13 protein-coding genes are annotated in these 14,591 nt (G+C 58.4%); 2 read left to right on the top strand and 11 right to left on the bottom strand.

Annotation, left to right across the window (positions count from 1 at the left end):
• Nucleotides 1–12: 12 nt before the first annotated feature.
• On the top strand, nucleotides 13–1,179 hold the full coding sequence (locus tag A3728_RS01445; RefSeq protein WP_067919614.1) for a CaiB/BaiF CoA transferase family protein: 1,167 nt from the start codon (nucleotides 13–15) through the stop codon (nucleotides 1,177–1,179).
• Nucleotides 1,180–1,200: 21 nt separating this feature from the next.
• Here A3728_RS01445 and A3728_RS01440 read toward each other — a convergent pair whose 3' ends face one another.
• On the bottom strand, nucleotides 1,201–2,358 hold the full coding sequence (locus A3728_RS01440; protein ID WP_082850933.1) for an acyl-CoA dehydrogenase family protein: 1,158 nt from the start codon (nucleotides 2,356–2,358) through the stop codon (nucleotides 1,201–1,203).
• Nucleotides 2,359–2,439: 81 nt separating this feature from the next.
• On the opposite strand from A3728_RS01440, the gene A3728_RS01430 reads away from it, so the two are divergent.
• A protein-coding gene (locus tag A3728_RS01430; RefSeq protein ID WP_150120601.1) for an IS3 family transposase occupies nucleotides 2,440–3,617 on the top strand; the annotation gives its coding sequence in 2 pieces (ribosomal slippage) (nucleotides 2,440–2,686 and nucleotides 2,686–3,617; 1,179 coding nt in all).
• A 233-nt stretch (nucleotides 3,618–3,850) separates the two neighbouring features.
• Here A3728_RS01430 and A3728_RS01425 read toward each other — a convergent pair.
• The 10 genes from A3728_RS01425 to A3728_RS01380 all read right to left on the bottom strand — a co-directional run bounded on the left by A3728_RS01425 (nucleotide 3,851) and on the right by A3728_RS01380 (nucleotide 14,548).
• Nucleotides 3,851–4,777, bottom strand: a complete 927-nt coding sequence (locus A3728_RS01425) for an electron transfer flavoprotein subunit alpha/FixB family protein (protein WP_067919611.1) — start codon at nucleotides 4,775–4,777, stop codon at nucleotides 3,851–3,853.
• The gene (locus A3728_RS01420) at nucleotides 4,777–5,535 is read right to left on the bottom strand and encodes an electron transfer flavoprotein subunit beta/FixA family protein (RefSeq protein ID WP_067919610.1); all 759 of its coding nucleotides are present in this window, start codon (nucleotides 5,533–5,535) and stop codon (nucleotides 4,777–4,779) included. Before A3728_RS01420 ends, A3728_RS01425 begins: the two co-directional genes overlap by 1 nt.
• A 40-nt stretch (nucleotides 5,536–5,575) precedes the next feature.
• On the bottom strand, nucleotides 5,576–6,358 hold the full coding sequence (locus A3728_RS01415) for an enoyl-CoA hydratase/isomerase family protein (protein WP_067919607.1): 783 nt from the start codon (nucleotides 6,356–6,358) through the stop codon (nucleotides 5,576–5,578).
• An 11-nt stretch (nucleotides 6,359–6,369) separates the two neighbouring features.
• A complete protein-coding gene (locus tag A3728_RS01410) occupies nucleotides 6,370–7,131 on the bottom strand; it encodes an enoyl-CoA hydratase/isomerase family protein (RefSeq protein ID WP_236630388.1) in 762 nt (253 codons plus the stop codon).
• Between the two features lie 92 nt (nucleotides 7,132–7,223).
• Complete coding sequence (locus A3728_RS01405) at nucleotides 7,224–8,474, bottom strand: ABC transporter substrate-binding protein (RefSeq protein ID WP_067919600.1); 1,251 nt, start codon at nucleotides 8,472–8,474, stop codon at nucleotides 7,224–7,226.
• 97 nt (nucleotides 8,475–8,571) lie between these two features.
• The gene (locus A3728_RS01400; protein ID WP_067919598.1) at nucleotides 8,572–9,810 is read right to left on the bottom strand and encodes an ABC transporter substrate-binding protein; all 1,239 of its coding nucleotides are present in this window, start codon (nucleotides 9,808–9,810) and stop codon (nucleotides 8,572–8,574) included.
• 33 nt (nucleotides 9,811–9,843) lie between these two features.
• Nucleotides 9,844–10,653, bottom strand: coding sequence for an ABC transporter ATP-binding protein (locus tag A3728_RS01395; protein WP_067919655.1), 810 nt, complete (start codon nucleotides 10,651–10,653; stop codon nucleotides 9,844–9,846).
• A 10-nt stretch (nucleotides 10,654–10,663) separates the two neighbouring features.
• The gene (locus tag A3728_RS01390; protein WP_067919597.1) at nucleotides 10,664–11,737 is read right to left on the bottom strand and encodes a branched-chain amino acid ABC transporter permease; all 1,074 of its coding nucleotides are present in this window, start codon (nucleotides 11,735–11,737) and stop codon (nucleotides 10,664–10,666) included.
• 3 nt (nucleotides 11,738–11,740) lie between these two features.
• Nucleotides 11,741–12,628, bottom strand: a complete 888-nt coding sequence (locus A3728_RS01385; RefSeq protein WP_067919594.1) for a branched-chain amino acid ABC transporter permease — start codon at nucleotides 12,626–12,628, stop codon at nucleotides 11,741–11,743.
• A complete protein-coding gene (locus A3728_RS01380; protein WP_067919593.1) occupies nucleotides 12,629–14,548 on the bottom strand; it encodes an AMP-dependent synthetase/ligase in 1,920 nt (639 codons plus the stop codon).
• Between the last annotated feature and the right edge of the window lie 43 nt (nucleotides 14,549–14,591).

The raw sequence follows: 14,591 nt of genomic DNA, 5'->3' as shown, positions 1-14,591 counted from the left end.
AAATCAACCCATATGGCCACCTCGACGAACACCGCAATCCTGCAAGGCGTCAGGATCATCGACCTGACGTCGATCATCTTCGGTCCTCTGGCCACGCAGATGCTGGGCGATCTGGGAGCGGATGTGATCAAGGTGGAAGCGCCCGAGGGCGATCTTCTGCGCCAGGTTCAGCCATCGCGGCACAGGTTGATGGGCGCCGCGTTTCTAGGGGCCAACCGCAACAAGCTCAGCGTCGTACTCGATCTTAAGACGCAAGCCGATCGCGACCGTCTGCGCAAGTTGCTCGTCGATGCCGATGTTATGATTTCAAGCATCAGGCCCGCGGCGCTTGCCAGATTGTCTTTGGATCCAGAAACCTTAAGGACCGAGAATCCGAGCCTGATCACGGTTTTTGCAACCGGATACGGTCAGGACGGGCCATACGCTTCGAAACCGGCCTTTGATGACATCGTCCAGGCGGTTTCGGGTTTGGCCAGCCTGCCCACCCTTCGCGATCCAGAGGCAAAACCCGATTATTCCCCGACCATTCTTGCCGACAAGCTTGGCGGCGTTACCACGGCTTATGCCGTCATGGCAGCCCTGTTTCATCGGGAACGCACGGGCCAGGCACAACATGTAGAGGTGCCGATGTTCGAAACGCTGACGGCGTTTCTGCTGGCCGAGCACATGGACGGCGCGACATTCGACGAGGTACCGAGGAATTTCGGATATGCCCGCATGCTGGTGCCGCACCGCCGCCCGCTCCAGACGGCGGACGGGTTCATCACGATCCTGCCCTATACCAACGCCCAATGGGCGCGGTTCTTCAAGACGGTTGGGCGCAATGACATGATCGACCATGTCTGGGTCACGGACATGGACACCCGTAGCCGCAACATCGGCGCAGTATACGATATGGTGGCGCAGATTGCGCTGACCCGGACCACAGATGAGTGGCTTGACCTTATGGAGCAGGCCGACATACCCGCCATGCCAGTGCGCAACCTGTCAGATTTGCCGAACGATCCCCATCTTGCCGCAACCGGGTTCTTTCAACGGATTGATCACCCGACCGAAGGTGCGATCTGGACGACACGCCCGCCGGTTCGCTTTTCGGCGACCCCTGCGCGACATGATCATCGCCCGGCCCCGCGACTTGGGGAACACAGCGACGAAATTCTGGGGCCGGGCAGGGAATAGCCCCACCCGGCACCGGACGGATCAAACGTCCATCGAGCGTGCGATCAGTTCCTTCATGATCTCGTTGGTGCCGCCATAGATCATCTGGACCCTGCTGTCGGCATAAAGTCGCGCGATAGGGTATTCCATCATGAAACCGTAACCGCCGTGCAGTTGCAGGCATTCATGCATGACCTCGTTCTGCGTCTGGCTGCCCCACCATTTCGCCATCGAAGCCGTGGCCGCATCAAGTTCGCCCGCTTCAAGACGCGCGAGCCCGTCATTTACGAAGGAACGTAGCAATTCGGCCTTGGTTTTGCATTCCGCCAGTTTGAAGCGTGTATTCTGGAAGTCCATGATCCGGCTTCCAAATGCCTTGCGGTCCTGAACATATTTCACCGTTTCATCGATCGCAAAATCAATAAAACCGAGGGCGGTAATGCCGATCATCAGCCGCTCCCAAGGCAGCTGCTTCATCAGCTGGTAGAACCCCTGCCCCTCTTCCGGCCCAAGCAGGTTCGCCGTGGGCACGCGCACATCCTCGAAGAACAGCTCAGCCGTATCCGAACCTTTCATACCCAGTTTCTTCAGGTTCCGTCCCCGGCGAAAGCCCTCGGCGCCTTCGGTTTCCAGAACGATCAACGAAACGCCCTTGGCGCCGGCGTTGCGGTCGGTCTTTGCCACGATCACAACGAAATCCGCCGTGTGCCCGTTGGTGATGAAAATCTTCGATCCGTTGATCTTGTAGTGGTTGCCATCCTTTTCCGCATAGGTTTGGACGTTCTGGAGGTCAGAACCCGTTCCCGGCTCGGTCATCGCAATGGCCGCCACATGGTCACCGCTGACCAATTTCGGCAACCACTTCCTCTTCTGTTCTTCACTGCCATAGGCGTTGAGATAATGGATTACGATGGACTGGATGCCATAGCCCCAACCCGTATCACCGGTGCGCCCCTGCTCGTAAACGGTAATCGCGTCGAACCCGATGCCGCCACCGAACCCGCCATATTCTTCGGCAATCGAGCCACCCATGACACCCTGTCGACCGACTGTTTTCCAGAAGTCGCGGTCAACAATTCCCTGCTCCGCCCATTTTTCAATGTACGGAGCCATCTCTGTATCGAAAAGCCTGCGTGTACTATCGGCGAACATCTTGTGTTCATCCACTACCCAGCTGGGGGAACTCTTGATCAGAGACATTTATTGTTCCTATCGAGTGACGTTGCCCCCTGAAATCAGGCCACTGAGGTGCTAGTAATCCGTCCGAGCAAAGGATGGACTATGAAACGCAGATTTTCAGACGAACAGATCATTGGGATGATCAAGGAATACGAGGCCGGGGCCAAGGCGCAGGACGTGTGCCGGAAGTACGGGATCAGCGACGCGACCTTCTACAAGTACAGAGCCAAATTCGGCGGAATGAACGTGTCGGATGCCAAGAAGCTCAGGGTTCTTGAGGACGAGAACAACCGGCTGAAACGGATGTTGGCGGAGGCGATGCTCGACAACGCGGCGCTGAAGGATCTGGCGACAAAAAACTACTGACGCCTGACGTGAAGCGGCGGGCCGTGCGGGACGTGATGGACCGGCACGGCCTCAGCGAGCGTCGGGCGTGTCAGTTGGCGAACCTGCACCGATCTGTCTTCCAGTACGAGAAAGAGGACGGCCGCGATGAGGCTCTGCGCATGCGGCTGCGCGAGCTGGCCAATGAGCGCCGCCGGTTTGGGTATCGGCGGCTTCATATCCTGCTGCAGCGGGAAGGTGTCGAGGTGAACCACAAGAAGCTGTTCCGGCTCTACCGGGAAGAACGGTTAACGGTCCGTAAACGGGGCGGTCGCAAGCGTGCTCTGGGCACGAGGAGGCCAATCCTGGTGCCCGACAGGGCGAACCAGCGCTGGTCATTGGACTTCGTGTCTGACGCTCTGTCAGACGGCCAGCGGTTCCGCGTTCTGTGCATCGTGGATGACTGCACCCGCGAAGCCCTGGCCACGGTTGTGGACCGTTCTATGTCCGGTCGGCGCATGACCCGTGAACTGGATGCGCTGATCCGGAGGCGCGGCCAACCTGACCTGATTGTCAGCGACAACGGCACGGAAATGACATCGCATGCCGTGCTTCGATGGTGCCAGGACACCGGCGCTGGCTGGCACTACATCGCGCCTGGGAAACCGATGCAGAACGCATTCGTCGAGTCATTCAATGGCAGGCTCCGCGACGAGTGCCTGAATGAAAACTTGTTTGGCAATCTCGCCGAGGCGCGCCGGATCATCGAAACATGGAGGATCGACTACAACATCAACAGACCACACACATCTCTGAACGGGCAGACGCCGACCGAGTTCGCCCAAAGGCTAAGTTCCACCCGACCGGCTTCGCTTGAGCTCCGCATTGGCTCCGCTCAGCCGGTCTTGACCACAACCCAATCACAAGAAAGAAACAGGAACGGATTCTATACCTGAACGGCCCGGATCAGGGGGCAACGTCACGAGTCATGCTTGCATTGAGTAAAAATCTAACAAGCGTTAAATTTCTTGACAACGAACCGGCGCTGTTATGACGGAGCGTCACAAGGCTTCAAACCGTACGAATCCGGGTTTATCCAATCCACGCGCCGCCCATTCGGCCCATGCAAAAGGCCCGCCAGAGGTTCGGCGGGCCTTTGATGCGTTTTAACCGGTCGTGCCGTGTGCCCTTAAAGCTTTTCGATCAGCTCGGGCACGGCTTCGAACAGGTCGGCGACGAGGCCATAATCGGCCACCTGGAAGATCGGGGCCTCTTCGTCCTTGTTGATCGCGACGATGATCTTGCTGTCCTTCATGCCCGCAAGGTGCTGGATCGCACCCGAAATGCCGACGGCAATATAGAGGTCAGGCGCAACCACCTTGCCGGTCTGACCAACCTGCCAGTCGTTCGGCGCAAAGCCCGAGTCGACGGCGGCGCGCGATGCGCCGACGGCGGCGCCCAGCTTGTCGGCCAGTTTTTCGATCAGCGCGAAATCATCTTCCGAGCCGACGCCACGGCCACCCGACACGACCACGCCGGCCGAGGTCAGTTCGGGCCGGTCGCTTTCGGCGACCTTGTCTTCGACCCATTCCGACAGGCCCGAGGCGGTGGCTCCGCCCACGGTTTCCACGGCGGCGGAGCCACCGGTGCCGGCCGCGTCGAAGCTGGCGGTGCGGAAGGACACGACCTTTTTCGCGTCGCCCGATTTCACCGTCTGGATCGCGTTACCTGCATAGATCGGGCGCTCGAACGTATCGGCATCGACCACGCCCGAGACGTCGGTCAGCATCATCACGTCCAGCAGCCCGGCCACGCGGGGCAGCACGTTCTTGGCGTCGGTGGTGGCGGGCGCCACGATGTGATCGTAGTCGTCTGCCAGCGACACGATCAGGTCGGCGGTCGATTCCGCAAGGCGATGACCCAGCGCGGGGTCTTCCGCGACCAGTACCTTGGCCACGCCGTCGATTGTCGCGGCTTCTTTCGCGGCGTCGGCGGCGGATGCGCCGGCGCACAGAACCGTCACGTCGCCCAGGGCCTTGGACGCGGTGACCGCCTTTGCGGTCGCGTCCATCGACAGTTCACCATTGTTGACTTCGGCAAGAAGAAGAACAGCCATCACACCGCCCCCTTTTCCTTGAGTTTCGCAACCAGCTCGTCGACCGAGCCAACCATTTCACCGGCGGCGCGTTCTGCCGGCTCGGACGTCTTGACCACCGTCAGGCGCGGGGTGACGTCGACGCCATAGTCGGCGGCCGTCTTTTCATCCAGCGGCTTTTTCTTGGCCTTCATGATGTTGGGCAGCGACGCATAGCGCGGTTCGTTCAGGCGCAGGTCGACGGAAACGACGGTCGGCATCTTGACCTTGATGGTCTGCAGGCCGCCATCGACCTCGCGGGTGACGACGGCGCTGTCGCCATCGATGTCCACTTCCGAAGCGAAGGTTGCTTGCGACCAGCCCAAGAGCGCCGACAGCATCTGGCCGGTGGCGTTCATGTCGTTGTCGATCGCCTGCTTGCCGCAGAGAACCAGACCGGGCTGTTCTTCTTCCACGACCTTGGCAAGGATCTTGGCCACGGCGAGCGGCTCGATATCCTGGTGTACGTCATCCGCTGCAACGACCAGGATGGCGCGGTCGGCGCCCATGGCCAGTGCGGTGCGCAGGGTTTCCTGCGCCTGCTTGATGCCGATGGATACCGCGACCACCTCTTCGGCCTTGCCGGCTTCTTTCAGGCGGATCGCCTCTTCGACGGCGATTTCGTCGAACGGGTTCATCGACATCTTAACGTTGGCGAGATCGACACCGCTGCCATCCGCCTTGACGCGGACCTTCACGTTGTAGTCGATCAGGCGTTTCACAGGCACGAGTACCTTCATCCACGGTCTCCTTGAGTTTTTCGGTCAGGTTTCAACCGAGCTAACGGTCTTTGAATTCTGGAGTTCTTTTTTCTGAAAACGCTTTCATGGCCTCGGGAAAGTCATGCGCGCACAGCAAAACGCTTTGGGCATCGCGCTCGATGTCGAGCGCCTCGAGATAGCTGCACTCGGCTGCGGAGCGCATGACACGCTTGGCGGTCTGAACGCCGAACATCGGGTGTGGAGCGATCTCGCGGGCAATTTCCAGCGCCCGTTGTTCGACCCGGTCGGCCGGTACGCATTCCTCCACGACACGCAGGTCCCGGGCGGTGCGTCCGTCGATCTCGCGGCCCGTGAGCACCAGCATCCGCGCCACGCCGGCCCCGGCACGCTGCTGAAGCAGCCAGCTCGACCCGGTGTCGGGACAGCCGCCGACGCGTGCAAAGACTTCGCACAGCCGGGCATCTTCGGCGGCAACGACGATATCCGCCGACAAGGCCAGGCTTAGACCCGCGCCAAAAGCCACGCCGCATACCGCGGAAATCAAGGGTTTACAAAACAGATAGGCCGCGCGTCCGCCATCGTGCACGCGGTCCACCATTTCCGATGTCGCCCTTGCGCCTTTCGCGATCTCAGACTGAAACCCGACAAGATCGCCGCCGCTGCTGAAATGATCGCCACCGGTCATAACAACGACACGGATCGTATCGTCCCGTTCGGCTTCGCTTAGGTGCGTTACCAGTTCTTTGACAAACCCGATGCTGTAAGGGTTGCGCTTTGTCGGCTGAAGAAAACGCAGGATTCCGACAGGGCCTTCCCTGTCCAGACGAATAAGTTCAGTCATTCAAGCCTCCATCAGGTCCCGGCCCAGACGGGTGCTCGTTTTTCAGCAAAGGCCTTGGGGCCTTCAATCGCGTCGTTGCTGGCATAAACCACCTCGTGCAGGCGCTTACCCTCTTTCAGGCCACCCGCACAGCCAAGGTCCATGGTTGCTCGAACGCTGCCTTTGGCCGCAATCACCGAAAGAGGTGCCGCGCTGGCAATGCGTTTGGCAAGGTCGAAGGCCCGTGCGCGGACAGCTTCGGGAGTGTCTTCGATATAGTTGGTGAATCCGTATTCGTGCAGGCGCTCGATCGGCATCAGGTCGCCGGTCAGAACGATCTCCATAAGGATGGGCTGTGGCAGCATGGACAATGCCGGCGATGCCCAGGGCGAGCCACGACCGATCTTTACTTCGGTAATACCGACCTTGGTCCCCTTGAGACCGACCCGCAGATCGCAATTCAAGGTCAGCATCATTCCGCCCGCCATCAAAGACCCGGTCATTGCCGCGATGATTGGCTTCTTGAACGCACGCATTGTTTCGTGAAACGGATCACGCATCTTCGACAGGATATCGACGCCTTCATCGCGCGCGATTTGCGTGGCTTCCTTTAAGTCCAGGCCAGCGCAGAAAACACCGCAATCGGCCGAGGTCAGAATGGCCACACGAACGCTATCGTCCGCCGCGATTTTTTCCCAGGCGTCAGTCAGCCCGTTCGTAGCCGCCACGGAAAGTGCGTTTTTGCGTTCGGGCCGGTTGATACAGACGGTCGCAATTCCGTCTTCGATCTTCACGTCAATGGGGCTCATAGCATTAACTTCGTTATTCATGGACTGTATTTGTGCGAAAAATCCCCGCGGTATGGGTGCCGCGGGGAGGCTTGTGTTCATTCGACTGAGAACGACTCGGAGCTTTCCTTGATCACTTCCCAAACGATATCGAGGTAATCGGCGCTCCAGTCGGTAAGCGGAACCCAGGTCTCGCCATCCCACTGTTCGACCCGGGTCTTGCCACCGCCGCCATGGTCTTCCGCGGTCACCGTGACCGGCGCCATAAGACCGTTGCCGTCGAAGTTCTCGATCGCTTCATAGCCCGCTTTCATGCTCTCCGGCGTCAGCGGCCCTCCGTTCTCCTCGATCGCGATACGTGCGGCTTCGAAACCGACCGAATAGATCGCAAGACCGGTGTTGTAATAGACATCGTGCACCAGGCTCTCGGGGCCGCTGCCTTCGCCATTGGCATAGTAAGTATCCAGCATCGTCTTGACGAGCGGGACTTCCTGGCCGCCGGCCACGTTGGTGCCGCGAAGCAGGCCTTTCGCCTCTTCCGCGCCGATGTTCTCGATATCGACTTCGTTCAGCCAGTTAACCGACAGATAGCGGTCGATCGGAAAACGGTTGCGGCGCATCTCTTTCGACGCGACCACATGTCCACCCGCCAGAAGCCAACTGATTACATAGTCAGGCTGGTCCCGCCGGATACTGCTCCATGCGCCGGCCTGGTCCGACCCGGGAAGCGGCACAGGATACAGTTCCAGCTCAAACCCTTCCCTCTCGGAAAGTGTTTCAAGAATCTCGATTGGCTCCTGGCCGAACGGGTAATCCAGATAGATGAACCCGATCTTCGCATCGCTCAGATCACCGCCCATCTGCTCCTTGATGAAGGCGATGTCGTTCGCTGCCTGCTGCCAATACGTCGGGCCGACCGGGAACACCCATTCGAACACCTCGCCATCCACGGCGTCACCGCGACCCACGAACGATTGCATCAGGATGTTACCATCTCTCATCGCACGGGGCAGAACCGCATTCGTGACCGGCGTCGAGAGCATGTTGAAAATGAATACACCTTCGCGCTTGAGTTGTTCATAGCATTCCACGCCGCGCTGCGGTTCGTTGCCGTGATCGCGCACGATGATTTCCACCGGATGCCCTTCGATCCCACCGTTCTCGTTGGTGTACCTCGCGAGGTCCTGTGCCGCCTGGGCTACCTGCGGCGAAATGAACGTGTACGACCTGCTGAGATCGAAGCAGAGACCGAAACGGATCGGCTCCTTGTCCTGCGCTGCGGCCGCAGTCGCGCTTGCTGCCAGCGCAGTAGCAAAGACCACTGCCTTAATGTGCTGTTTGACTTTCATGTTTTCTCTCTCCCGTTGGTTTGGTTTGGGGCGGTGACACCGTTCAGTAAGCGCCGCTGCCGCCCCGCGTAGCGTCGCCCTTCCTGCTATTAGTTATTCACTGCTCGTATTTTGAGGAACTTTCTTTCACCACGTCCCACACGACGTCCGTATACTCAGAGATCCAGTCGGTTTGCGGCACCCAAGTCTCCCCGTCCCACATCTCGATCCGGGTCTTACCGCCGCCGCCATGGTCTTCGGCCGTCACCGTAATGGGGGCCATCAGCCCGTTCGCGTCGTATCCCTCAAGAGATTCCAGTCCGGCTTTGTAGGACTCCGCGGTTATCGGAAGGCCTTCCTGTTCTGCCGCCCTGCGCGCGGCTTCGAACATGATTGAATACATGGCCAGACCGGTGTTGTAGAAAACGTCCTGCGTCTTCTCGATCGGGCCGGCCCCCTCGCCCTTGTCATAAAGCTCGGCCATGATTTCCTGATACAGGGCAATATCCTGACCGCCCACGACATTGGTACCGCGCTTGATACCCTTGGCGGCCTCTTTACCGATGTTGGCGATATCGACTTCGTTCAACCAGTTGACCGAGATGTACTTGTCCATCGGAATGCGATTGCGCTGCATCTCCTTCGACGCGACCACATGCGCACCGCCCAACATCCAGACGATCACATGATCGGGCTTGTCGCGGCGCACCTTGGACCACACTCCGGCCTGGTCGCTGCCCGGAAGCGGCACGGGGTACAGCTCAAGCTCGAAACCCTCTTTTTCGGACAAGGTTTCCAGGATCTCGATCGGCTCCTGTCCGAAGGGATAATCGAAGTAGATGAAGCCCACCTTCACGTTCGACAAGTCGCCGTCGTGCAATTGTTTTATGTAGGCAACATCATTGGCTGCCTGGCCCCAATAGGTCGGTCCGACCGGATAGACCCAGTCAAAGACAGTTCCATCCACGGCGTCGCCGCGGCCGACAAGCGACTGCATCAGGATGCGCCCGTCTTCCATCGCGCGCGGCAGGATGGCCAGGGAAACCGGTGTAGACAGGGTATCGAAAACAAAGACGCCCTCGCGGCTGAGCTTGGAATAACATTCGATCCCGCGCTGCGGTTCGTTCCCGTGGTCACGCACGATGACTTCGACCGGTTCGCCACCGATACCGCCCTTCATATTGACCAGTTTGGCCAAATCCTGTGCCGCTTGCGCCACCTGTGGTGTGGCAAAGGTATAGGCTTTGCTGAGGTCGTAGCAGATGCCGATCTTGAATGGCTCAGACAGCGCCTGAGTGCCGAACACTGCTCCTCCGAACATGGATAGTACAGCCAACGCTTTCGCAAATTTCTTCATTTGTTCCTCCCTGAACACCTTCTGATTAGTACCTCAACTCAACCAACGTTTGCGTCGGCTGTAGTGCTTGACGTTGTGAAAATCGGTCTCTCCGCCGCCTAGATAGAACTCCTGAATGTCGGAGTTAGATTTGAGAGCCTCGGCGGTGCCGTGCATAACAACGCGGCCGTTCTCGATAAGGTACCCTTGCGAAACGATTTCCAGAGCCGCCAAGGCGTTCTGTTCCACCAGCAGTACGGACAGGCCCTCATCCTTATTGATCTTTTGCAAGATGCCGAAGATTTCCTCGACCAGGAACGGAGCAAGCCCGAGACTTGGTTCATCAAGCATCAACAGCTTCGGCTGGGTCACGAGGGCCCGCCCAATGGCAAGCATCTGTTGCTCACCACCCGACAAATAGCCTGCTTGCGAATTTTTGCGTTCGGCAAGCCGCGGAAAATATCCGTAGATCTTGTCCTTTTCCGCATTCAGCGTTGATCGAGACATTCCGCGCGGCGCGGCGGCGGTCAGGTTCTCGTCGGGGGTCAGGTGTTCGAAAACCCGTCGCCCTTCGATGACATGACAGATGCCCATCTCGACACGTTTTTGCGCAAGCGCTTCGGTAATGTCCGTTCCCTGGAACGTTATACCACCTCGGCTGATGCGCCCGCGCTCAGCCTTCAAAAGACCGCTGATCGCTTTCAACGTGGTGCTTTTTCCCGCCCCGTTCGATCCCAAGAGTGCGATCATCTCGCCCTTTGGGACTTGGACCGAAACACCTTTGATCGCCAGCATCACATTGTCGTACAGCACTTCGACGCTGTTCAAGGATAGAATGTTCTGGGCTTCAACTTTTTCTTGCATCGGCATTCCCCTATTTCTTGAACTGATCGAAGGGCCAGACCATCAGATAGTCTCTGATGTTGCCGTAGAGTTTTCCCAAACCAAGCGGTTCGATCAGAAGAATAATGACGATCAGCGCGCCATAGACTGCGTTCGGGATGTGAGCGAGTGTTTCAACATCGATCTGCACGCCCATCCATTCACTCAGCGTGGCGACGAGACCATTCACCAGACCGGGAACAAGAAGGATCAGGGCAACACCAAAATAGGATCCGATGATGCTGCCAAGACCGCCAACGATCACCATCGCGAGAACCTGGATCGAAACGTTCACCGAGAACTGCTCAGGCGCAGCCAGGAAGAAGAACGTTGCAACAAGCAGCGCACCGCTGACGCCCGCGATAAAGGACGAGGTCGCGAAGGCCAGAATCTTGTAGTAGAAACTGTTCACACCAAGGATGGCGGCGGCAAAGTCTTTTTCCCGCACGGCCACAAGGGCACGCCCCAGCCCGGTGCGTTTCAGGTTCAGCATGAAGATCGTCACCAACACGCACCACCCGAAGGCAACGTAGTAATAGCCGGTGTCAGAGGTGATATCCTGGCCAAGCAGCGCCAGTGTCGGAGATTGAAGCGATGCGTGCGAGCCGCCCGAAATCGCTGGCGAGTGGGTCAGCACCCAGTCCATGACGAATTGCATCGCGAGGGTGGTGAGCGCCAGATAGAGGCCCTTCACCCGCAGCGCGGCAAAGGCGAACAAGCTGCCGATCACCGACGAGGCCAGCCCACCGATGATCAAGGCAAACTCCCAAGGCACCCCGAACCGCGCGGCGTGGATCGCGGAGTAGGCGCCAACGGCCATGACCGCGGCATAACCCAGGTGAAGCTGGCCGGCCCAACCCGTTACCAGGTTCAGCCCAAGCGCGGCCGCTGTCCAGATCAGCCAGGGCAGCATGTAACTGTTCAGATAAAGCGAGGGTATGATGAATGGCGCGACAATGCCGATCAGGAAGATGAATGCAGCCAGATTCCTGTCAGCAGGTACCTTGAAGATTCGGCTATCCGAAACGTAGTTGGCGTGATGGACGCCAGAAAGTCTGTAAAACATGTCTTACACCCTTTCGATATCGTGACGACCGAACAGCCCATGCGGACGGATCATGACCGTTAGAATGAGCACAGCGGCGACGATAAGTTCTCGGCTTCCGCCTCCGACAAGCGGATCGAGGAAATCAGCGCCAACGTTTTCGACGACGCCCAGGATGATGCCCGCGATCACGGCGCCAAGGATACTGTCGAGACCACCGAGAACGGCAACCGTCAGACCTTTGAGAAGCAACAGCGACAGCGCCTGATCGACACCCTGAATCTCGCCCCAGATAACGCCCGCGGCGACGGCAACAACGGATGCCAGCGCCCAAGACAAGCCAACTCCGCGTTCAACCGAGATGCCGACCGACCACGAAGCCATGTAATCATCCGCAATCGCCCTCAACTTGATCCCGGTGCGGGTTCGGAAAAACAGCATGAAGGCGACAAACAAGGCGAGCGCAACTCCGGCACCAACCAGATGGATGCGGCTGATGAAGATGTCGCCCAGAAACAGCGGATCGTAGCTGACGCCCAGTTCCATCGAACGTGACGTCCCGCCCCAGATCGCGAGCGTCGTACCCCGCAAGAAAATGTCGAGGCCGAGTGTCAGCATCAGGATCATGACAACCGGCCGACCTGCGAGACGGCGCAGAGCAACACGCTCAATGCCGAACCCAAGGCCGAACATGACAACCGCAGCCAGAGGAATGGCCAGCCACAAGGGTAAACCCACATCGCGCGCAAGCGCCAGAACCACATAGGCACCGACCATGGTCAGCCCGCCCTGCGCCAGATTGGGCACCGAAGACGCCTTGTAAATCAGCACAAGGCCGATGGCGAATAGCGAATACAGCAGACCCGTCAAGGCTCCGTTGATCGCAAGCTCTGATAGAAAGACCCAGTCCATTTATACCTCCCTGATGGGAAGGCTTCTTTCGACCTTCCCTACTTCCCCGGTCTCGTAAGTCACCTGCGCGCTTACATAGACCTCTTTTGAACCGTCGTAGAGCGCCGCGATCACGTCGGCATAGCGTTCCTGAACGACCTTCCGCCGCAGTTTTCGGGTTCGCGTGATTTCACCATCGTCCGGGTCGAATTCTTTCGGCAGACTAACAAAGCGTTGCAGGCGCAACGGTTCGGTGAGGGCCTTGTTGACCCGTTGGAAGGCCTCGCGAAGCAACGTCGCGACCTCTTCGCGCTGAGAAAGATCGGAATAAGACACATACGGCACGCCGTTCACCTCTGCCCAGTGGCCAACCGCTTCGAAATCCACGCAGACCATGGCCGTCAATTCGTCAAGCCCGGCGCCGATTACGGCAGCATCCTTAATGTAAGGGCTAAACTTCAACCGGTTTTCGATGTAGTTCGGCACATAACGCTCGCCTCCGGCCGTATGCATGACCTCGGAGACGCGCCCCAGAACAACCAAGTGTCCATCTTCCTCAAGATGCCCGGCATCACCTGTATGCAGCCACCCGCCCTCAAGGGCTTCGGCGGTCGCTTCGGGTTTGTTGAAGTATCCTTCAAATACGCTGTCCGAGCGTACAAGGATCTCCCCGTCCTCGGCGATAGTCACCTCGACGCCCGGCGCTGGTTTGCCAACGGTATGAAGGCGCACTTCACCCGGAGACTGAATTGCATTGATCGCGCTGTTTTCGGTTTGGCCATAGAGTTGGCGCAATTTGATTCCCAGAGCTCGGTAGAAAACAAAGGTGTCTTCGCCGATTGCTTCACCGCCGGTGAACGCATTCTTGAGGCGGCTCATTCCGAACTGGTCCTTGATCGGACCGAAAACGATCGCCTCGCCCAGAAGTCGGCCCAAAGGCTCAAGCAGACCGCCACTTTTGCCATTCAGCTTGCGTGTCTCAGCTGCGACAGCACGGTCCATGAAGAAATGGTACAGCCACTTCTTGAAAGGGGTCGAATTTTCGATACCCACCTGGATTGTCGTCAGCATCTGGTCCCAGCTTCTCGGCGCCGCCAGATAGAAGGTCGGAGCGATTTCGCGCATGTCGCGCACGACCGTTTCCTGCCGCTCCGGCACATTCACGGTAAACCGCCACCGCAACGCCGCCGCAACTGTGATCGCGAAATCGCCCACCCAAGCCATTGGCAGATAGGCAAGAATTTCTTCATTCTCGTCGAATGCGCCCGCTGCATGCCCGTTCCTGGCCGCAGCAAAAACATTCTGCTGACTTAGAACGATCCCCTTTGGCTGGCCCGTGGTTCCAGACGAATGCATGAAAATGGCCGGGTCTTCGGGCTTTGTCCGTCCAAATAGTTCGTCCCGCAATCCTGGTGATTTGTCCAGATCATGCCGGCCAACTTCGAGCAGGTGGTCCCAGGACATCAGACCTTCGACTTCATAGAGACCGAGACCGCGCGCCTCATCATAAATGATATGGTCGATGCCCTGTGCACCCGCGCCCTTTAGTTCCAGGATCTTGTCAACCTGTTCCTGATCTTCCGCGATGGCCGCGACGATCTCGACTTCGCCAAGAAAGTGCCGAAGTTCCTCGAGCGTTGCGCCCGGATAAGCGGGCATGGCGTAGGCACCAAGCAACGAAACAGCCAGCATGCCACCATACAACCGCGCACGGTTATCGCCCAGGATAAGCACGGCTTTACCCGGCTTTACGCCAATTTTTTCAAGTCCAGCCGCACAGGCCAGCACCTCTTCGGCATATTCCGCCCAGGTGATTTCTTTCCATATCCCACGCTCTTTTTCGCGAAGCGCGACATCCTTTCCGTGGCGCGACGCGTTCCGCGCCAGCAGTGCACCGACCGTTTCGCCGCCTGAAGACCGGTTCTTCGTAAAATCAGCCATGCGACCCTCCGATATATGCCTCAATGACCCGCGGGTCTTTCAC

Origin of the sequence: Sulfitobacter sp. HI0040 (genome assembly GCF_001634885.1) — a bacterium.
Classification (GTDB): domain Bacteria; phylum Pseudomonadota; class Alphaproteobacteria; order Rhodobacterales; family Rhodobacteraceae; genus Sulfitobacter.
This window is presented reverse-complemented; position numbering and strand designations above follow the sequence as displayed.